Annotated in this window: 19 protein-coding genes, 1 tRNA gene and 2 pseudogenes; 8 read left to right on the forward strand and 14 right to left on the reverse strand. The window is 65.8% G+C overall.

The window, feature by feature from the left end; all coding sequences use genetic code 11:
- Positions 1 to 45: 45 nt before the first annotated feature.
- The 3 genes from NP4_RS16570 to NP4_RS16580 form a co-directional block, all read right to left on the reverse strand.
- Positions 46 to 552 (reverse strand): allene oxide cyclase barrel-like domain-containing protein, encoded by a 507-nt coding sequence (locus NP4_RS16570; RefSeq protein WP_067998661.1) that lies wholly within the window; start codon positions 550 to 552, stop codon positions 46 to 48.
- Between the two features lie 79 nt (positions 553 to 631).
- The gene (locus NP4_RS16575) at positions 632 to 1,540 is read right to left on the reverse strand and encodes a LysR family transcriptional regulator (protein ID WP_067998664.1); all 909 of its coding nucleotides are present in this window, start codon (positions 1,538 to 1,540) and stop codon (positions 632 to 634) included.
- Positions 1,541 to 1,794: 254 nt separating this feature from the next.
- Positions 1,795 to 2,055 carry a hypothetical protein gene (locus tag NP4_RS16580; protein WP_067998665.1) on the reverse strand — a complete coding sequence of 87 codons (261 nt, stop codon included), beginning with the start codon at positions 2,053 to 2,055 and terminating at the stop codon, positions 1,795 to 1,797.
- Positions 2,056 to 2,345: 290 nt separating this feature from the next.
- Between NP4_RS16580 and NP4_RS16585 the strand changes: the two genes are divergently transcribed.
- Positions 2,346 to 3,050, forward strand: a complete 705-nt coding sequence (locus tag NP4_RS16585) for a tyrosine-type recombinase/integrase (RefSeq protein ID WP_067998668.1) — start codon at positions 2,346 to 2,348, stop codon at positions 3,048 to 3,050.
- Between the two features lie 75 nt (positions 3,051 to 3,125).
- On the opposite strand, the gene NP4_RS16590 is transcribed toward NP4_RS16585, so the two are convergent.
- The 4 genes from NP4_RS16590 to NP4_RS16605 form a co-directional block, all read right to left on the reverse strand.
- Positions 3,126 to 3,197, reverse strand: a tRNA-Val gene (locus NP4_RS16590).
- Between the two features lie 54 nt (positions 3,198 to 3,251).
- Positions 3,252 to 3,716: a peroxiredoxin gene (locus NP4_RS16595; RefSeq protein ID WP_067998670.1), complete on the reverse strand. Its 465-nt coding sequence runs from the start codon at positions 3,714 to 3,716 to the stop codon at positions 3,252 to 3,254.
- Between the two features lie 89 nt (positions 3,717 to 3,805).
- A complete protein-coding gene (locus tag NP4_RS16600; RefSeq protein WP_067998672.1) occupies positions 3,806 to 4,228 on the reverse strand; it encodes a DUF3052 domain-containing protein in 423 nt (140 codons plus the stop codon).
- Between the two features lie 118 nt (positions 4,229 to 4,346).
- On the reverse strand, positions 4,347 to 4,907 hold the full coding sequence (locus tag NP4_RS16605; RefSeq protein ID WP_245998348.1) for an Rv2240c family protein: 561 nt from the start codon (positions 4,905 to 4,907) through the stop codon (positions 4,347 to 4,349).
- A 291-nt stretch (positions 4,908 to 5,198) separates the two neighbouring features.
- On the opposite strand from NP4_RS16605, the gene aceE reads away from it, so the two are divergent.
- The 6 genes from aceE to NP4_RS16635 all read left to right on the forward strand — a co-directional run bounded on the left by aceE (position 5,199) and on the right by NP4_RS16635 (position 13,728).
- Positions 5,199 to 8,066 (forward strand): pyruvate dehydrogenase (acetyl-transferring), homodimeric type, encoded by a 2,868-nt coding sequence (aceE, locus tag NP4_RS16610; RefSeq protein WP_174556139.1) that lies wholly within the window; start codon positions 5,199 to 5,201, stop codon positions 8,064 to 8,066.
- Between the two features lie 78 nt (positions 8,067 to 8,144).
- Positions 8,145 to 9,479, forward strand: a complete 1,335-nt coding sequence (locus tag NP4_RS16615; protein ID WP_067998674.1) for a PucR family transcriptional regulator — start codon at positions 8,145 to 8,147, stop codon at positions 9,477 to 9,479.
- 128 nt (positions 9,480 to 9,607) lie between these two features.
- Complete coding sequence (locus tag NP4_RS16620) at positions 9,608 to 10,531, forward strand: ACP S-malonyltransferase (RefSeq protein WP_082875929.1); 924 nt, start codon at positions 9,608 to 9,610, stop codon at positions 10,529 to 10,531.
- 114 nt (positions 10,532 to 10,645) lie between these two features.
- Positions 10,646 to 10,948 (forward strand): meromycolate extension acyl carrier protein AcpM, encoded by a 303-nt coding sequence (gene acpM / locus NP4_RS16625; RefSeq protein ID WP_062505319.1) that lies wholly within the window; start codon positions 10,646 to 10,648, stop codon positions 10,946 to 10,948.
- Positions 10,949 to 10,959: 11 nt separating this feature from the next.
- The gene (locus NP4_RS16630) at positions 10,960 to 12,210 is read left to right on the forward strand and encodes a KasA/KasB family beta-ketoacyl-ACP synthase (RefSeq protein WP_067998679.1); all 1,251 of its coding nucleotides are present in this window, start codon (positions 10,960 to 10,962) and stop codon (positions 12,208 to 12,210) included.
- Positions 12,211 to 12,297: 87 nt separating this feature from the next.
- Entirely contained in the window at positions 12,298 to 13,728 is a 1,431-nt protein-coding gene (locus tag NP4_RS16635) for an acyl-CoA carboxylase subunit beta (RefSeq protein ID WP_067998681.1), read from the forward strand.
- A 55-nt stretch (positions 13,729 to 13,783) separates the two neighbouring features.
- On the opposite strand, the gene NP4_RS16640 is transcribed toward NP4_RS16635, so the two are convergent.
- On the reverse strand, positions 13,784 to 14,791 hold the full coding sequence (locus tag NP4_RS16640) for a GAF domain-containing protein (protein WP_067998683.1): 1,008 nt from the start codon (positions 14,789 to 14,791) through the stop codon (positions 13,784 to 13,786).
- Positions 14,792 to 15,059: 268 nt separating this feature from the next.
- Here NP4_RS16640 and NP4_RS16645 point away from each other — a divergent pair, with 268 nt between their 5' ends.
- Entirely contained in the window at positions 15,060 to 15,659 is a 600-nt protein-coding gene (locus tag NP4_RS16645; RefSeq protein WP_067998712.1) for a GNAT family N-acetyltransferase, read from the forward strand.
- Here the strand turns inward: NP4_RS16645 and NP4_RS43365 are convergent.
- From NP4_RS43365 to NP4_RS16665, 6 genes and pseudogenes are all read right to left on the reverse strand, one after another.
- Positions 15,656 to 16,004, reverse strand: a pseudogene (locus tag NP4_RS43365) (DUF3145 family protein); the annotation flags it as partial. The gene NP4_RS16645 and the pseudogene NP4_RS43365 sit on opposite strands and share 4 nt — an antisense overlap.
- A gap of 153 nt (positions 16,005 to 16,157) precedes the next feature.
- The gene (locus tag NP4_RS16650) at positions 16,158 to 16,364 is read right to left on the reverse strand and encodes a DUF397 domain-containing protein (protein WP_067998686.1); all 207 of its coding nucleotides are present in this window, start codon (positions 16,362 to 16,364) and stop codon (positions 16,158 to 16,160) included.
- Positions 16,361 to 16,894, reverse strand: a complete 534-nt coding sequence (locus NP4_RS16655; protein WP_147288040.1) for a DUF5753 domain-containing protein — start codon at positions 16,892 to 16,894, stop codon at positions 16,361 to 16,363. Before NP4_RS16655 ends, NP4_RS16650 begins: the two co-directional genes overlap by 4 nt.
- A pseudogene (locus NP4_RS43370) lies at positions 16,879 to 16,929 on the reverse strand (hypothetical protein); the annotation flags it as partial. The gene NP4_RS16655 and the pseudogene NP4_RS43370, both read right to left, overlap by 16 nt.
- A gap of 25 nt (positions 16,930 to 16,954) precedes the next feature.
- The gene (locus NP4_RS16660) at positions 16,955 to 17,245 is read right to left on the reverse strand and encodes a helix-turn-helix domain-containing protein (RefSeq protein WP_082875932.1); all 291 of its coding nucleotides are present in this window, start codon (positions 17,243 to 17,245) and stop codon (positions 16,955 to 16,957) included.
- 584 nt (positions 17,246 to 17,829) lie between these two features.
- The coding region (locus NP4_RS16665) for an HNH endonuclease signature motif containing protein (protein ID WP_169813748.1) at positions 17,830 to 18,643 on the reverse strand (814 nt) is incomplete at its 5' end.

Below are 18,643 nucleotides of genomic sequence, written 5' to 3' on the forward strand. Positions count from 1 at the left end.
GGCTGGGGACGTCGTCGATGCCCGAAAGTGCTTTGTCGGTCGTGTCTATTGCTTTGCCGGATGGGTGATTTCGGCCCGCATGCGTTCCTGCGGCGTCCCGATATCCCAAAACCGAGCGATGCCCTGGGCATCCTGATACGCGCCGGTGCCGCCGGTGATGGCCATATCGAGTGGACTCTCGCCGGTGACGTAGAGCGATTGCAGAGTCAGCGTTCCCTGTTCGAGCCTCGCCGTGAGCACGCACTGGTTGGTGACCTTGGCGCCGTCGACCTGAATGACCTGGCACGAACCCCCGCCCTGCCCGATCCGACGGCCGTCCTCGAGCAGCCAGCTCGAATACACGGAGAGATCACCCACGCTGGTGCCGGTCGGCGGTAGGTCGGAGATCGCGTATTGGTCGCTGTTCTCGACCGCGAGTTCCAGGATCTCGGTTTGCTGCGACGGGCTCGCCGCGCTGGTCTGCGTCCCGCAGGCGCTGAGCCCGACACCGGCCAGCAGTGCTCCCGCGACCGTCACCGCGATGGATTTCCTCGGTGCTTGGATGGCGTACATAACTTCTTCCTCGTCTTCGGTTGTGACCGACAAGGAAGAAGCTATGACGCAGAAGTTATCCTGGCTAAGACCAATATCGCTATGGCGTTATAGCGCCCGGGGTATGCGACCTGTTGGCTGTCCAGTTCCAGTCGGTGATCGTGCCGCGCAAACCACGGGCGGCGGCCGAGAGATGGCTGCCGCTGCCCCAGTACAGGGTGAGCGTCCGGCGGCAGTGCGGGTCGTCGACGGCGATCCATGCGGCGGCGGTGCTGGGCATCGAGCGTTTGGCCAGGTCGGGGACGAGGCCGATGCCCAGTCCGGCCTTGACGAGTTCGCCGATGACGCTCAGCTCGTCGCCCTCATAGACGATCCTCGGGGTGAGGCCCCGGGCGGCGAAGAGCTGGTCGAGCAGCTTGCGCTGCCAGTGTCCCGCGCCGGCGGCGATGAAGGATTCCTCGCTGAGTTCTTCGACGGTCACCGAATTCCGTTCCGCGAGTGGGTGATCGAGAGGAACAGCCAGCCAGACCGCCTCGTCGAGGAGCTGCACGGCTTCGAGGCCGTCGGCGTGGATCGACTGGGAGGCGACGCAGAGGTCGACGTCCTGGGCCAACAGGCGGCGGGGCATCTCCGCGGCGGGTATCTGGTGCAGTTCGACTTCCACGCCGGGATGGGCCCGCTTGAAGACGGCGAGTGGCCCGATGAAGGTGAGGAAGGTTTCCGAGGCCAGTCGCACGGTGCCGAAGCCGCCGGTGGTTGCCTCGCCGACGGCGCGGCAGCCCGCGTCGAGTTCGCCGAGCGCGCGTTCGACGTGGTCACGGAAGAGCTTTCCGGTGTCGTTGAGCCGCAGCCGCCCGGCCCGATCGAACAACGGGGTGCGTAGCTCGCGCTCGAGCCGGGCAATGGTGCGGCTCAATGAGGGCTGGGCGACGCGGAGTTCGTCGGCCGCGTGGCTGAGATGTTCCAGGCGCGCAACCACGAGGAACTGTCTGAGCGAATTCAAATCCATGGCCTACTCCCTCGTTATACCCGAGCGATCATAACGCCATAGCGATACTGGTCTTAGCTATGAGAACAAATAGGTTATAGCTTCGGCTCGAATAACGCGATTCGAGACGGAGCGAGGAAATGCCGGTTCCAACCGTGGTGCACCTGCACGGCGGCCGGACTCCGGAGACCTCCGACGGGGTATCCGACCGACCTCGTCCTGCCCACGAGCTGGCCGGACCCCACCCACGACATGACCACCGGCCACGGCAGTGGTCATGTCGTGAGCGACATGGAGAGCATGGGTGACTCGCGGGCGGTGGTCAGCAGCATCGAGGCCCATTTCGGTTGACCGAAGATGAAACACAAGCGATCAACCGCGAAATCGCTGCTGCCGCGACGAAAACCACGTTCGAACAGATCACTGACAACATCGCAACCGAACTCGATGTGCCGGTCCGGGAGCCGATAGCCGCGCTGAGCGATCAAGACCTGGAGATCATGGACCGCGAGATCGCGCTCGCGACGATGCTCCACCAAAGCACACCGCGAAGCAGGTGGGCGACCGAACCCGCTCGTGCGTCCGATTGGCCGATATCTCGCTGGTACTCCTGACCTACCAAGTTACTGCGTATCGGTGTTCGGGTTGGGCATGCGGAATAAAGGATTACGCTGGCCGGAACGCACGGACGCAGGCACACCCGGCAGTCGAGAACCCGGGCCGGAACCGGCGTCGTTGATGCATACGAATCAATCCAAGCCGCGGGAGACCAACTCACCCGGCGCCCGCAACCGTCGATAAGTGCTATCGACTGCTCAGCGACTCGATGAAAGCGGCCCGCAAAGCGAACCTGATCATCGAGAACCCGTGCATCGACGTCACACTGCCCAAGCCGGGGCCGAGCCCCGAGCGGCACCTAGAGGACGACGAGTTCCTCGCCCTGCGTGAGCCTCTGGAGCCTTTCGACCAACTCGTGATCGATGTGCTCGTCGGTACCGACATGCGGATGGGTGAGGCCCAAGGACTCCATAAGGAACATATCGACCTCCGCCGCAAAATCATCAGTGTCGAATGGGCGTGGGATAAAGAGGCCAAGCGCCTCAAGGCACCCAAGGACCATGAGCGACGAACAATCCCTATCGGCGAAACGTTGACGGCAACTCTCATCGCGGTAATCAAGCGTGACGGCCTCGGCTCACCGGCCCCGGTGCGGTACGTGACCGGACGATCAGTTCGGAGTGGATTGTTACTGGCGCACACCGAGGGTCGGCCGTTCGATCAGGACAACTTCGGCAAGCGATTCCAAGCCGCACTACGAGTCGCATGGGTCGGCGAGGGTGACGACGAACGCCGCTTGGGCAAGGTGCGGCCGCACGATCTCCGTCATACCTACGCAGGCCGTCTCGTGCGCGCTGGCGTACCGCTACAACAAGTACAGAAGCTGCTTGGGCACGCCTCGATTCGGACGACTCAACGCTACGCAAGCCTCGCGGACAGCCAGTGGGAGAACGTCCGAAACATCCTCGGCTGAGTCGAGTGCCCCATGTTTGCCCCATGGTTTCCCTTGTGGGGCAGTCCGAGTCGGAGTTGAACAGCGTGAATGCGGTGGGCGCAGAGGGGTTCGAACCCCCGACCGCTGGTGTGTAAAACCAGTGCTCTACCACTGAGCTATACGCCCTGGGAACCTCGCCCGGCGGGCGGAGGTTGGGGCCGGTCCGGTGGACGCGGCGGTTTACGAATCTAACGCAGTGAGCGCTTTCTCCCAAGCCGCCTGGTCACGGGGCTCGCCGGGGGCGTTCTCTTCGGCGAAACGGATGATGCCGTCCTTGTCCACGACGAAGGTGCCGCGGTTGGGGTAGCCGGATTTGTCGTTGAAGACGCCGTAGGTTTGGGCGACCGCGCCGTGTGGCCAGAAGTCGGAGAGCAGGGGGAAGGTGTAGCCCTGTTCGGCCGCCCAGATCTTGTGGGTGGGCGGGGGGCCGACGGAGATGGCGAGGATCTCGGCGTTGTCGTTCTGGAACTTCGGCAGCTCGTCACGCACCTTGCACAGCTCGCCCTGGCAGATACCGGTGAACGCCAGAGGGTAGAACACGATCAGTACGTTCTTCTGTCCGCGGTAGCTGGACAGGGTGACGTCCTGGTTGTTCTGATCCTTCAGCGTGAAATCCGGCGCGACCGTGCCCACTTCCAGCGGCATGCGCTGTCCTCCCTCTGTTCGTCGCGACGACGTCCGCCGGGTGGCATCGCACGACGCCACCCCGGCGGAAACCTTAGCCAAGGCAGCGATCAGCGCTGCTTCGAGGGCGTCTTGGGCTGCGTCAGCTTCGTCCCGGTCCAGGTACCCAGGCTCACGGGCGTGGTCGCCGTCAGCCCAGCCGGGGTCGCCGACTCGCCGATCTCGCTGGGATCCACATGCCCGGGCTGGCCGGTCTTGGGAGTGAGCACCCACACCACGCCGTCATCGGCCAGGGGGGTGATGACATTGAGAAGCTCGTCGACCAGGTCGCCGTCGCCGTCTCGCCACCACAGCAGCACGACGTCGACCACCTCGTCGGTGTCCTCGTCGAGCAACTCTGCTCCGATGGCCTCCTCGACGGCCGCCCGCAGGGCATCGTCGGTGTCTTCGTCCCAGCCCAGCTCTTGAACCACCATGTCGTGCGTAATGCCAAGCTTCTGAGCGTAGTTCTGCGCGTCCGCCGCGGCGACCACGGTGGTGTCCTCCTCAACTCCCGACAGTTAGGTCATTGCAAGCGAACATGGTTATCCGCCGCAACGCAAGCCGATCCGGCCAATTATCCATGGAAATGTCGCGTGCACATGGCGAAAATCAGCGGGCCGGGCAGGCGTTGCGGACCGCGTTGAGCGCGTCGTTCACCCGTTTGCTGGCATCGTTGAGCTGGCCGACCGGCGCGGTATAGGTCATCTTGCGCGTCTCGGCGGCCAGCCCTCGTGCGGCCACGACGTAATCGGTGAACTTCTGCGCCAGATCCGGCGGCAGCGCGTCGCCCGCGGCGCTCACCCGGCCCTCGACCGTCTTCGCGGCGTTCTCGAGCGTCTCCGCCGACGCATCGCGCTTGGCGTCCTGATCGGGCGCGTTGTTGTCGTGCGCGTCGACGAATTCGTTGTATTTGCTCACCGCCACGCCGGTGGTGTCGCGGAAGGGAGTGCAGTTGTCGCTCACCGCCTGCGCCAGCGCGGCGGCCTTCCGGGAGGAGGTGGCCGCCGCCGACGAGGAGGCCATCTCGGTCCGGTACGCCGCGGCGTCGGACTGATTCACGGTGGCGGTACCGTGGACTGCGTTGGAACAACCCGCAACCACCAGTCCGGTGCCGACCGCGACGGCCGCGCACGTCAACCCGAACCCACGTGGGTTCAGCAGTTTCATCATCTCCCCGCTTCTCGATGCCTCGACGGTTTCCGATGGCGGCGCATGCGGGATCGGACGCTGGTCTACGGGCTGCCACCTCCGGGCCCGTCGCGCTCTACCCGCGCCGCCTAGCGAACGGTACTGGATTTCCGACTGACATGATGACCGGGGACGCATCATCGACAAGGATGTGAGATGCGCCCCAACCGCAATCGACGGATAGCCTCTGCCTACCACCGGAGCTACCCGGGGTCAGCGCCATCGTCCACCCCTGTACGAGGAGCATTGATTTTGACAGACCTGATGCACCCGATGTCGTCGAGTTCCGTACCCAACGGCGCTGCCGCCGAAGCGGGATCGCCCCGCACGAAGCCGGGCGCGCGTGTGCGGGTGATCCGTGAGGGTGTGGCGTCCTACCTACCGGATATCGATCCGGAAGAGACCGGCGAATGGCTGGAGTCCTTCGACGAGATGCTCGATCGCGAGGGCCCCGGCCGCGCGCGCTATCTGATGCTGCGCCTGCTCGAGCGCGCCGGTGAGCGCCATGTCGCCATTCCGGCGCTGACCTCGACCGACTACGTCAACACCATCCCCACCGAGAACGAGCCCTGGTTCCCCGGCGACGAGGAGGTCGAGCGCCGCTACCGCGCCTGGATCCGCTGGAACGCCGCGGTCATGGTGCACCGCGCGCAGCGACCCGGAATCGGTGTGGGCGGCCATATTTCGACCTACGCCTCCTCGGCGGCGCTCTACGAGGTCGGCTTCAACCACTTCTTCCGCGGCAAGGACCACTCCGGCGGCGGCGATCAGATCTTCATCCAGGGTCACGCCTCGCCCGGCGTCTACGCCCGCGCCTACCTCGAGGGCCGGCTGAGCGAGAACCAGCTCGACGGCTTCCGCCAGGAGTACAGCCACGGCGGCCCGGGCCACGGCCTGTCGTCGTATCCGCATCCGCGCCTGATGCCCGACTTCTGGGAATTCCCCACGGTCTCCATGGGTTTGGGCCCGATGAACGCGATCTACCAGGCGCGGTTCAACCACTACCTGCACGACCGCGGCATCACCGACACCTCCGATCAGCACGTGTGGGCCTTCCTCGGCGACGGCGAGATGGACGAGCCGGAATCGCGCGGCCTGGCGCATGTGGCGGCGCTCGAGGGTCTGGACAATCTGACCTTCGTCATCAACTGCAATCTGCAGCGCCTCGACGGCCCGGTTCGCGGTAACGGCAAGATCATTCAGGAGCTGGAGTCGTTCTTCCGCGGCGCGGGCTGGAACGTGATCAAGGTCATCTGGGGCCGCGAGTGGGACGCGCTGCTGAGCGCCGATCGCGACGGCGCGCTGGTGAATCTGATGAACTCCACCCCCGACGGCGACTACCAGACCTACAAGGCCAACGACGGCGCCTATGTGCGCGAGCACTTCTTCGGCCGCGATCCGCGCACCAAGGAACTGGTCAAAGGTCTGTCGGATCAACAGATCTGGAACCTCAAGCGCGGCGGCCACGACTACCGCAAGATCCACGCCGCCTACGCCGCGGCGCTGGCGCATCAGGGCCAGCCGACGGTCATCCTGGCCAAGACCATCAAGGGCTACGGCCTGGGCAAGCATTTCGAGGCCCGCAACGCCACGCATCAGATGAAGAAGATGACGCTGGACGACCTCAAGGCCTTCCGCGACGTACAGCGAATTCCGATCACCGATGCGCAATTGGAGGCGGATCCGAAGCTGCCGCCGTACTATCACCCCGGCAAGGAGGATCCGGCGATCCAGTACCTGCTGGACCGCCGCCGCACCCTCGGCGGATATCTGCCCGAACGCCGGTCTGTGGCAAAGCCTCTGCAACTGCCCGGCGACGAGCCCTACCGCTCGGTCCGCAAGGGTTCGGGCAAGCAGAACGTGGCCACCACGATGGCCTTCGTCCGGTTGATGAAGGAGCTGTTGCGCGACAAGGAGATCGGCAAGCGGATCGTCCCGATCATTCCGGACGAGGCCCGCACCTTCGGCATGGACTCGTGGTTCCCTTCGTTGAAGATCTACAACCGCAACGGCCAGTTGTACACATCGGTCGACGCGGAATTGATGCTTGCCTACAAAGAGAGTCAGGTCGGGCAGATCCTGCACGAGGGCATCAACGAGGCCGGATCGACCGCGTCGTTCACCGCGGCGGGCACCTCCTACGCCACCCACGGCGAGCCGATGATCCCGCTCTACATCTTCTACTCGATGTTCGGATTCCAGCGCACCGGCGACGGCCTGTGGGCCGCGGCGGATCAGCTGGCGCGCGGATTCGTACTCGGAGCAACCGCCGGGCGAACCACGCTGACCGGTGAGGGTCTGCAGCACAACGACGGTCATTCGCTGCTGCTGGCGTCGACCAATCCCGCCGTGCTGGCCTACGACCCGGCCTTCGCCTTCGAAATCGCCCACATCGTGCGCGACGGACTGCGCCGGATGTACGGGGGCGGCAAGCCCGCGCCGGAGACGACCGTGCTGCCGGGGACGAATCCCCATCTGCCCGAGGACAAATTCGGCGGGGAGAACATCTTCTACTACATCACCCTCTACAACGAGCCCTACGTGCAACCGGCCGAGCCGGACGATGTGGACGTCGAGGGTCTGCTCAAGGGCATCTATCTCTACAAGCGCGGCGGCGAGGGCGAGGTGCGCGCGCAGATCATGGTGGCGGGCGTGACCGTGCCCGACGGCCTGCGGGCCCAGGAGCTGCTGGCCGCGGAGTGGGGCGTACAGGCCGATGTGTGGTCGGTGACCTCGTGGAGCGAACTGCGCAAGGAGGCCCTGGCCAAGGAGATCGCCAACCTGCGCAATCCGGCCGCCGACGCCGGAACTCCCTATGTCACGCAGGCGCTTTCGCGGGCACAGGGTCCGTTCGTGGCCGCCTCGGACTGGATGCGCTCGGTCCCCGATCAGATCCGCAAGTGGGTCCCGGGCGACTACACGACCTTGGGCACCGACGGTTTCGGCTTCTCCGACACCCGCCCGGCCGCGCGCCGGGTGTTCAACGTCGACGCCCAGTCGATCGTGATCGCGGCCCTCGAGGCCCTGGGCCGCGCGGGAAAGATCGACCAGGCCAAGGTGGCCGAGGCCGCGGCCCGCTACCGCATCGATGATGTGGACGCGGCCCCGACCTCGGACAGCAACGAGGAACAGCTGGCATGAGACATGTGGGTGTGTCGTGGGCGGCACGCCCATATGTAGGGGGTATGTGGCGGCCGAACTGCCGCAAGGGAATATTGCATGGTGGAACGTAAACCGCCGCGGCCTCGGCGGATCTCCGAGGGCACGTCCGAGCACCACGAGGTCTATCTGCCGACGGGTGCGCTCTCGCCCAATCGCCAGACCCGAGATCCGTTGCCGGACACCCTGCTCAAGCGGGTGCGGCAGCTGTCGGGGCGACTGTCGACCGAGGCCATCGCGTCGATGGAGGATCGACTGCCGTTCTTCGGCGATCTGGACGCCGCCCAGCGGGCCGGGGTCCAGATGCTGGTGCAGACCGCGGTGGTGAACTTCCTGGAGTGGCTGCAGGATCCGGAAAGCGATATCCGCTTCAGCCTGGACGCGTTCCAGGTGATTCCGCAGGATCTGGCCAGAAGGCTGACCCTGCGCCAGACCGTGGACATGGTCCGCGTGGCCATGGAGTTCTTCGAACAGTGGCTACCCGCCCTGGCCCGCAACGATCGGCAGCTGGTGGCGCTCACCGAGGCGGTCCTGCGCTACGGCCGCGAACTCGGCTTCGCCGCCGCCTCGGTGTACGCCAGCGCCGCCGAATCCCGCGGCGCCTGGGACACCCGGCTCGAGGCCCTGGTCGTCGACGCCGTGGTGCGCGGCGACACCGGACCCGAAATGCTCTCCCGCGCCGCGACTTTGAACTGGGACGCCACCGCGCCCGCCACGGTGCTGGTCGGTACGCCGGTCAACGATCAGGTCGCGGTGGTCGGCTCGGTGCACACCATCGCCGCCCGGCACGGGCACGCCGCGCTGGCCGTGGTGCAGGGTTCGCGGCTGGTGATGGTCGTCAGCGGCAATCTCGGCGAGGGCGGTTATCTGTCGCCGTTCCTGGGCGAGCTGCTGGCCGAGGTCTTCTCCGACGGTCCCGTCGTGATCGGCCCGACCACCCGGACCCTGTCGGCCGCGCATATCAGCGCGGTCGAGGCGATGGCCGGAATGGAGGCGGTCGTGGGCTGGCGCGGCGCCCCGCGCCCGGTGCACGCCTCCGAACTTCTCCCCGAACGCGCGCTGCTCGGTGATCGCGCTGCGGTGGACGCTCTCAACGAGTATCTTGTGCTACCGTTGGCCGCCGCTGGATCGGCTCTGTCGGACACTCTCGACGCCTATCTGGATTGCGGCGGGGCCGTCGAGACCTGCGCGCGGCAGCTGTTCGTTCATCCAAATACGGTCCGCTACCGCCTCAAGCGTATTGCCGACATCACGGGCCGAGATCCGGTGAATCCCCGGGACGCGTACGTCCTCAGAATCGCCGCGACAGTGGGTCGATTGACACGAATGCGTAACGAATCGCCCACATCTGCCACAGAAGACACGTCGGACACCTTTTACGAAGATCGCGTGTAACACCGGACCCGAGGCGGTCGATCGCGACAACCCACGTGCCGTTTTGTGGAGACCACACAAAAGCGATCCTCGAGCTTCATTCGCGTCGACATCTCCGGATCGGGGTTGCACAGTGTTGTGTATAGAACGTGATCGCGTTGTTCGCCCCAGGACAGGGCTCTCAGAAACCCGGCATGCTCGCGCCTTGGCTCGATCTTCCCGGCGCGCGTGACCGTATCCAACTCTGGTCACAGGCCTGCGGCCTGGACCTGCTGCGGCTCGGCACTACTGCCACCGCGGAGGAGATCACCGACACGGCGGTGACTCAACCCTTGGTCGTAGCCGCGGCGCTGCTCGCGTACGCGGAAATCCCGTCGGAAGCACTTCCGAGGGATACGATCGTCGCCGGACATTCGGTGGGCGAACTCGCCGCCGCTGCGGTCGCCGGAGTCATCTCCGCAGATGACGCCGTGCGGCTGGCCGGAATCCGCGGTGCGGAGATGGCCAAGGCGTGCGCGCTCGAACCGACCGGAATGTCCGCCGTGCTCGGCGGTGATGAGGCCGCCGTGCTCACCCGGCTCGCCGAGCTCGACCTGATTCCGGCCAACCGCAACGCGGCGGGCCAGATCGTGGCGGCAGGCCGGCTCGATGCGTTGGCGCAGCTGGCGGACAACCCGCCGGAGGGTGCGCGGGTTCGCGCACTTCCCGTCGCCGGAGCGTTCCACACGGGATTCATGTCCCCCGCGCAGGACGCTGTGACCGAGGCCATCGCTCGGATCACTCCCGGTGAGCCGACTCGGGTTCTACTGTCGAACTTCGACGGAAAGCCGGTCGACTCGGGCAAGGACGCCATCGAGAAGCTCGCCGCACAGGTGACCCGGCCCGTTCGATGGGATCTGTGCACCAAGACTCTCCGCGCGGCGGAGGTGTCCGCGGTGGCCGAACTGCCACCGGCCGGAACCCTCGTCGGTATCGCCAAGCGGGAACTGAAGGGCACACCGAATCTGGCACTGAAGACGCCGGAAGATATCGCTGCGTTGGCGGAGTTGTCGACAGTCTCGGCAACAAGCTAGCTTTCGTCGCGGCCCGCAACGATGCGGACCCGACCGAGCCCGATCGAAACAAAAGTCGGGCTCATACCGAAAAGTTAAACGGACCCCAGAGAGTAACAAGAAGGGAGCCACGAAGTGGCCGCTCTGACCCAGGAACAGATCGTCGAAGAACTGGCGAAGATCATCGAAGAGGTGACGGGCATCGAACCGTCCGAGGTGACCTTGGAGAAGTCCTTCGTCGACGACCTGGACATCGACTCGCTGTCGATGGTCGAGATCGCGGTGCAGACCGAGGACAAGTACGGCGTCAAGATTCCGGACGAGGACCTCGCGAGCCTGAAGACCGTCGGTGACGCGGTCGCCTACATCCAGAAGCTCGAGGCCGAGAACTCCGAGGCGGCCGCGGAGCTGAAGGCCAAGTTCGGCGCCGGCGAGTAAGGGCCGACAACGTGACCACTCCTTCCACCAAGAACGGGAACTTCCCCAACGTCGTCGTAACTAGCCTGGCGGCGACCACGTCGATCGCGGGTGACGTCGATGCGACGTGGAAGGGACTCCTCAACGGCGAGAGCGGTATCGACACGCTCGAGGATTCCTTCATCGAGGAATACGACCTGCCGGTTCGTATCGGCGGGCACCTCAAGGTCAACCCGGACACCCTGTTGAGCCGGGTCGAGATCCGTCGCATGGCGTATGTCGAGCGGCTCGCGACCGTGCTCGGGCGCGAGGTGTGGAAGAACGCCGGCAGCCCGGAGGTCGATCCCGAACGACTCGGTGTCGCGATCGGTACCGGACTCGGCGGCGGCGATGCCCTCGTCGATTCGGTCGACAAGCTGAAGACCGGCGGCTACCGCAAGATTTCGCCGCTGGCCGTTCAGATGGTCATGCCGAACGGTCCTTCCGCCGTTGTGGGCCTGGAACTTCAGGCTCGGGCGGGAGTGGTCACACCGGTGTCGGCATGCTCCTCGGGTTCCGAGGCCATCGCCAACGCCTGGCGGATGATCGTCATGGGCGACGCCGATATGGTCGTAACCGGCGGTGTCGAGGGTTATATCGACTCGGTGCCGATCGCGGCGTTCTCCATGATGCGTGCGATGAGCACCCGCAACGACAATCCGAAGGCGGCCTCGCGTCCGTTCGACAAGGACCGCGACGGCTTCGTCTTCGGTGAGGCCGGCGCGCTCATGGTCGTCGAGACCGAGGAGCACGCCAAGGCGCGCGGCGCGACCATTCACGCGCGTCTGCTCGGTGCGGGCATCACCTCCGACGGCTTCCACCTCGTCGCCCCCGATCCCGAGGGCAGCGGCGCCGCACGCGCCATGATGCGCGCGATGCAGACCGCCGGGCTGGACGCCAAGGACATCACCCACATCAACGCGCACGCGACCGCCACCCCGATCGGCGATACGGCGGAAGCGAACGCGATTCAGAAGGCCGGCGTCCAGCACGCCTCGGTCTACGCGCCCAAGTCCGCCCTGGGCCATTCGATCGGCGCCGTCGGCGCCCTCGAGTCGGTGCTCACGGTGCTCAGCATCCGCGACGGCATCGTGCCGCCGACGCTGAACCTCGAGAACCAGGATCCGGAGATCGATCTGGATGTCGTGCACGGCGAGGCTCGTCGTCAGGACATCGAGTACGCGATCAACAACTCGTTCGGATTCGGTGGGCACAATGTCGCGCTCGCCTTCGGCCGGTACTGATATCAGGTAGCGGTTCCCGACCAAGCGATCCCGGTGGAGTTTCCTCGGAAACTCCACCGGGATAACGACATTCGAGGAGATTTCGCGATGACCATCATGGCCCCCGCCGCGGCGGACGCCACGACCGATCCCCGTGATCCGCTGGGTCGGTTGCAGCGCTTCTTCGATCCCGGAACCGTTCTGCCGCTCCATCCTCGTGACCGCTCGGGCGTCCTGGCCGCCATCGGTGAGATCGACGGTGTGCGCACCGTCGCCTACTGCTCCGACGCCACCGTGATGGGTGGCGCGATGGGTGTCGAGGGCTGCAAGCACATCGTCGACGCGATCGATACCGCGATCGACTCGAAGATTCCCGTGGTGGGCATCTGGCACTCCGGCGGCGCTCGCCTGGCCGAGGGTGTGGAATCCCTGCACGCGGTCGGCCTCGTCTTCGAGGCCATGGTCCGGGCCTCCGGCCTGGTCCCCCAGATTTCCGTGGTGGTCGGCTTCGCCGCCGGCGGCGCGGCCTACGGCCCCGCGCTCACCGATATCGTGATCATGGCCCCCGAGGGCCGCATCTTCGTCACCGGACCCGACGTCGTCCGCTCGGTCACCGGCGAGAACGTGGATATGGCCACCCTGGGCGGTCCGGTCACCCACGGTAAGAAATCCGGCGTCAGCCACATCACCGCCGATGACGAGGCCGATGCCATGCATCGCGCCCGCCGACTGGTTTCGATGTTCGCCGAACAGGGCGAATTCGATCTGGTGGCCGCCGAACACGGCGATGTCGACCTGCAGGCCATGCTGCCCGCCTCGGCTCGCCGCGCCTACAACGTCAAACCGGTCATCAACGAACTGCTCGACAATGTCGACGGCGAATCCTCCTTCGAGGAGTTGCAGGGCGGCTACGCCCGCTCGATGGTCACCGGAATCGGCCGCCTGGCCGGGCGCACGGTCGGCGTCCTCGCCAACAATCCGCTGCATCTGGGTGGCTGCCTGGATTCCGAAAGCGCCGAGAAGGCAGCGCGTTTCGTGCGGCTGTGCAACTCCTTCGGCATTCCGCTGGTCGTCGTCACCGATGTGCCCGGCTATCTGCCCGGCGTCAGCATGGAGTGGGAGGGCGTGGTGCGCCGCGGCGCGAAGCTGCTGCACGCCTTCGCCGAGGCCCGCGTTCCGCGCGTGACCCTGGTGACCCGCAAGATCTACGGCGGCGCCTATATCGCCATGAACGCCCGATCGCTCGGCGCGACCGCGGTGTACGCGTGGCCGGGTTCCGAGGTCGCCGTCATGGGCGCCAAGGCCGCGGTGCAGATTCTGCACAAGAAGGCCCTGGCCGCGGCCCCCGAGGAGGAGCGTGAGGCCCTGCTCGAGCGGCTGACCGCCGAGCACGAGCAGATCGCGGGCGGCGTCGCGCGCGCCCAGTCGATCGGTGTCGTCGACGAGGTGATCGATCCGGCCAAGACTCGCTCCACCATCGCCGCCGCACTGGCCTCGGCCCCGGCGAAGGCCGCGCACCACAAGAACATTCCGCTGTAAGCGGTTGTGCCACGAGGGCGGGCGGCCTGCGGGCCGCCCGCCCTCGTTCGTACGGTCACGCCATGGTCGGATCCGGATCGTCGGAATCGCCCACCACATCGAGCTCGATCAACATCAGCGCGACCGCCTCCGGGGTCGGGATGATCGTGCCCGTGGTGTTCACGACCGTCCATCCGCCGCCGAGGCGGCGCAGGCGCACCCCATCCACCCGGCCGTGCTGTCGACCGCTGGCCGCGATGCGACCCACCTCGTCGAAGATGCGCACGACATCGTCGGGATGCGGAGTATCGCGATCGTCGACCATGCCCTTCCACTGGATCCGCGGCACCGGATCGGTGATCCAGCGGATCAGCCGCACATCGCGCACATCGGCCAGCACCAGGTGGCGGCGGCCGTCGGAACCGTGTCGTCCGAGTGCGGTCAGGGCGGCGCCGTCGAGCGAAACCTGTTCCGGTGCACGGTATTCGGTGACATCCTGGATCAGGCCGCGCCAGCAGTGCTCGTCGCCGTCGGGGCCGTTGCGCAGCGCCAGCCGATAGCGGCGCAGCTCCGAGCCGAGGCGCGCGGTCACATCGCCGACCCAGCGCGTGCTCGGCGCGGGTTCGAGGGTGCGCAGGATCAGGTCCATCGACCCGTCGAACCGTTCGACGTAGCGAAATGCCTCCGGCACAGTCCAATTGACCCGTTCGGGCGGCAGCTTCCAACCGAACGGCTTGTCGCCCAGTCGAATCGATCGCGCTTGCGCCGAATACCCGAATGCCGCAACGGCATACGACTCGGTCATCGCTGCACCCGGTGCGCCCATCCGAACCTGCACCCCGTGCACGCGCCCGTCCGGACCGGCGATCGGACCGGCCAGCACGCTGCGATCCTCGCCGTCGCGTCCGGTCAGCCGCGCCAGCACGGACTCACGGCGATCGTGCGCCTGCTCCACGATCCGCAGCCCGCCCGGCGGCAACAGCCGCACCGGCGAGCGCCAATCGGTCAGGCGATCGTCCACCGCGAGGACCGACCAATCCCCGCGCTCCCCCAGGGTTTCGATGAGAACCCGCACTTCCTCCATGGCAGAACTCCCCTTCTGTCGTGTGCGGGACACTCTGCCACAGGCCCGGGCGTCGGGCAGAATGCCCGGCACGGGGTATGCGGTGGAGGCGGCACGACCGGAAGACCCGCGGGCCCGTGCGGTCGGGACACTCCGTCACAGGCCCCGGGCGTCGGGCAGAATGCCCGGCACGGGGTATGCGGTGGAGGCGGCACGACCGGAAGACCCGCGGGCCCGTGCGGTCGGGACACTCCGTCACAGGCCCCGGGCGTCGGGCAGAATGCCCGGCATGGGGTATGCGGTGGAGGCGGTTCGAGCGGAAGACCTGCGGGCCTGCGCGGCGGTGCTGGCCGAGGGGTTCGCCGATGATCCGGTGCACTCGTTCATCTGGCCCGAGGCCGAGGTCCGGCACGCGATACTGCGCAGCTACTTCGAGATCTCGCTGCGCTACAGCCATCCCCTCGCCGGATTGCGGCTCGCGCGCGGCGATTCCGACCGCCTCGCCGGCGTCGCCTGCTGGCATCCCCCGGACTGGTCGCAACCGACCGCGGCCCTGTTGCGTTCGCTGCCGCCGCTGCTCGGCTGCCTGCGGACGCGGCTGCGAGCGGGGCTGACCATCCAGCACGCGATCGAGCGGTCGTATCCGAAGCAGCCGCACTGGTATCTGAACACGCTGGCGACCACTGGCCCCGTCCGCGGCCGGGGCGTGGGCCTGGCACTGCTCGCCGAACGACTCGAGGTCTGCGATCGAGACGGGCTCGACGCCTATCTGGTCTGCACCCGCGAGACCACGATCGGCTATTACGAGCGAATCGGATTCACCGTCACCGGCCCGGTGCCGGTTCCAGGCGGACCGACCCTGTGGGGCATGCTCCGGCCCGCTAACTAGACCACGTCCCGCCGCAACCACGTGACCTCCGCCCCTTCTCCCCCACTGCGATACGGCTCGAGTTCGTCGTCCCACGCGGTGCCGAGCGCGTAGGCGATATCGGCGGCGGTGCCGAGCGCGTAGGCGATATCGGCGGCGGTGCCGAGCGCGTAGGCGATATCGGCCACAGTCCCGAGCACGCAATCGATACCGGCCGCAGTCCCGCGTCGGTATGACGACCCCACTCCCGGGCCGCGCGCACGATCGCGCGCAGGCGCATCTCGCCGACGATTACATCCCCGCTGGCGCTTGTCGGCCCCGACCACAGACCCAGGCCCGGGACGGAACTGAGCGTTCACCATCGACGTAGCGAGCAAGCTCATTCTTCGACGCATGCGGTGGACAGCCCACGTTCAGGCGCGGTCCGTCAGCAGGCCGGCCCAGCGGCGGTTCGGGTTTGCGCTACCCGTGGCCGCGCACATCCGATCAACCGTGCTGCCGAATGCCCGTGCGCGAAGCCTAGCCTCGGTCGAACTCTCCGGCTTCGACACCTGTTGTGAACGCCGCCCACTCGCCCGACGCGAAGACGAGCGCTGGACCAGCGGGATCCTTCGAATCACGTACGCCGACCAAACCACCGTCGAGATGGGCGATCTCGACACATGCGCGGTCGGTCTTGCTCCGGCTCGACTTGTACCAGGCCGCTCCGGATAGATCGATGCTCACTCCGAATGCTCCCTTGCGATAGCCAAGATCAAATTCCTGCTCTCGTTCGCGTCCAACGCTATACGCCGAATCCTGGTGAGCGCATCCCGATATTGAGTGAGCTCCACTTTCCGCTCCAGGTACAGATCACCTACGAACCCCTCGACGTACACCACGGGAGGCTCTTGCAGCTTCGTGGATCGAAGCTCGAAGAAGTCCAGCCAGACGAACGAACCAGCCACCGGCCCGATGGCGTTGGCAATCGCGAACGGCGCCACCCGAATCGTGACATTAGGACGGTCTCCGATCTCGACCAGATGGCGCAGCTGGTCCGCCATGATGCTTCTGTTCCCAATCACCTGCCGCAGACTGGCTTCGGACACTATCGCTTCGAACTCGAAGTTCGGATCTGTCAGCCGCTCCTGACGACGCATCATCAGGCTGATGCGCTGCTCGATCTCCTCCGTCGTCCAAGCGGGATTCTCAGCCCAAGCACCTCTCGCCGATACTCCGGCGTCTGCAGATGTCCCGGCACAAGGTTGAGACTCCATATCGTCATTCGTCGGGAGGCATCCTCCAGGCCCATATAATGATCGAACTCCGACGAGATCTCATCCGCGTAGGCCCGCCACCATTTTTCCACCCGCCTTGCGCGCCGACCGGACCTCCTCCCCGAGCGCCAGCAGGAACCGACGCTCACCGTCACTCACCCCCAGTCTGTCGCAAATCGCGTTGATCATCATGCTCGGAACATTGTGCTTCAGACCGTCTTCCAGCCGACCATATGTCTGCGGTGACGTCTCCGCCGCCTTCGCCACGGCATACTCCGACAGCCCCGCCCGCTTCCGATACTTCTGCAACAGCCGACCGAGAGCTCTGCTGGCAAGCGTCGAACCGCTCATTACTCAGCCTTCCTAGTCAGTCGTAGTGAAATTTGGAAATAATCCCAATGGAATATGCGACGAACCGTGCCGAAAGGCCGTGCCAGAACTCCCACCCCGCTCGCACGCAGAGTATCACTGGACATGCGACGAAAACCATGTACAGAACATCATTCACTCTGCGCCACAACATATTTCACACTCGCGAGGAGGAGCGCCGACAAAACACTCCAATTACATACAACTGCACACCGGCGACGACTCGGAACCAGCACGTCGCGAATTCGGTGCGGCCCCCTTGTTCCGGCGACAACCTGGTGCTCCGGCGACGGTATGACGATCGACGAGTCGGGGCGTATGTTGTTGCAGGAGCAGCTTTTTCGAAGCCCGAGTATGGCTTGAAGCCCTGTCCTGCGCGCGGGACGGAATCAATCAGAGTGCCCAGTTGTCACCGGCGGACCGTCACCGCCGATGACGACTCGGCATCGACTGGCCAGTTCGGGACGATCGCCTGACAGACGCTGACTCATTTCCGAATCAGACCCAGACCACGCGACCATGCCCCGCTCCGAGTGCGGGACGAATGGGCCGTCCGTGTCGAGAGGTTATCCGGATCTGGTGCGCTCGGATCGTTGTGCGGGAGTGAGATATTCGTGGGGGTGGTGGTAGTGATTGATTCGCGGCCGTCGACTGGGGTCGATATGCGTCGGCGGGGTCCAGCGAGTGCGGCCCGCGCAGGGGTGTCCGGGCGGTGTGGCCGTGGTTGTCCAGTTCGTATCGGCGCGGCCGACGAGCCTGTGGTGTGGTTCGCAGGCGAAGGTCAGCTGATCGACGTCGGTGTGCCCGCCATCGGCCCATTCGTTGCGATGATGGGTCTGGCAGAGGTAGCCGGGTTTCGCGCAGCCGGGAAAACTGCACCCGATATCACGGGCGTGGAGCACGATCCGCTGATCAGCTGTGGCAATACGTTTGGTGCGGGCGAGGTAGAGCGGGCGACCGTCCCGATCATCGAACAGGGCAAGATAGTGGTGGGCGTGAGCAGCCAGGCGCAAAGCATCACCGAGCGACAACAGCGCGCCACCCCCGGTAGCCACGGGAGGACCGGTGACATCACTGATATCAACCAGCGAACCCATCGGCCCCGCCCGACCCGACGAGCGAGCCACACCCACCGGATCTACCGGAATCACCGCATCTGTCGAATTCGCCACGCCACCCGGAACTATCGCATCCTCCGAGCGATCCGCGAAACCCACCGCGTCCACCGAATCCACCGCCTCCCCCGGAGTCACCACACCACCCGAAACCACTACAGCCTCCGAGCGATCCGCGAAACCCACCGCATCTACCGAATTCGCCACATCCCCCGAATCCGCCACACCACCCGAATCCGCCACGGCCTCCGGCACAATCACATCC

It is taken from the genome of Nocardia pseudobrasiliensis NBRC 108224, assembly GCF_001613105.1.
In the GTDB taxonomy this organism is placed as follows: Bacteria; Actinomycetota; Actinomycetes; order Mycobacteriales; family Mycobacteriaceae; genus Nocardia; species Nocardia pseudobrasiliensis.

Excerpts from the sequence above, each read along its gene's own strand:
- NP4_RS16570 (WP_067998661.1), bottom strand. The coding sequence starts at position 552 with ATGTACGCCATCCAAGCACCGAGGAAATCCATCGCGGTGACGGTCGCG.
- NP4_RS16575 (WP_067998664.1), bottom strand. The coding sequence starts at position 1,540 with ATGGATTTGAATTCGCTCAGACAGTTCCTCGTGGTTGCGCGCCTGGAA.
- NP4_RS16585 (WP_067998668.1), top strand. The coding sequence starts at position 2,346 with ATGAAAGCGGCCCGCAAAGCGAACCTGATCATCGAGAACCCGTGCATC.
- NP4_RS16595 (WP_067998670.1), bottom strand. The coding sequence starts at position 3,716 with ATGCCGCTGGAAGTGGGCACGGTCGCGCCGGATTTCACGCTGAAGGAT.
- NP4_RS16605 (WP_245998348.1), bottom strand. The coding sequence starts at position 4,907 with ATGATGAAACTGCTGAACCCACGTGGGTTCGGGTTGACGTGCGCGGCC.
- aceE (WP_174556139.1), top strand. The coding sequence starts at position 5,199 with ATGTCGTCGAGTTCCGTACCCAACGGCGCTGCCGCCGAAGCGGGATCG.
- NP4_RS16615 (WP_067998674.1), top strand. The coding sequence starts at position 8,145 with ATGGTGGAACGTAAACCGCCGCGGCCTCGGCGGATCTCCGAGGGCACG.
- NP4_RS16635 (WP_067998681.1), top strand. The coding sequence starts at position 12,298 with ATGACCATCATGGCCCCCGCCGCGGCGGACGCCACGACCGATCCCCGT.
- NP4_RS16640 (WP_067998683.1), bottom strand. The coding sequence starts at position 14,791 with ATGGAGGAAGTGCGGGTTCTCATCGAAACCCTGGGGGAGCGCGGGGAT.
- NP4_RS16645 (WP_067998712.1), top strand. The coding sequence starts at position 15,060 with ATGGGGTATGCGGTGGAGGCGGTTCGAGCGGAAGACCTGCGGGCCTGC.
- NP4_RS16655 (WP_147288040.1), bottom strand. The coding sequence starts at position 16,894 with ATGGAGTCTCAACCTTGTGCCGGGACATCTGCAGACGCCGGAGTATCG.
- NP4_RS16660 (WP_082875932.1), bottom strand. The coding sequence starts at position 17,245 with ATGAGCGGTTCGACGCTTGCCAGCAGAGCTCTCGGTCGGCTGTTGCAG.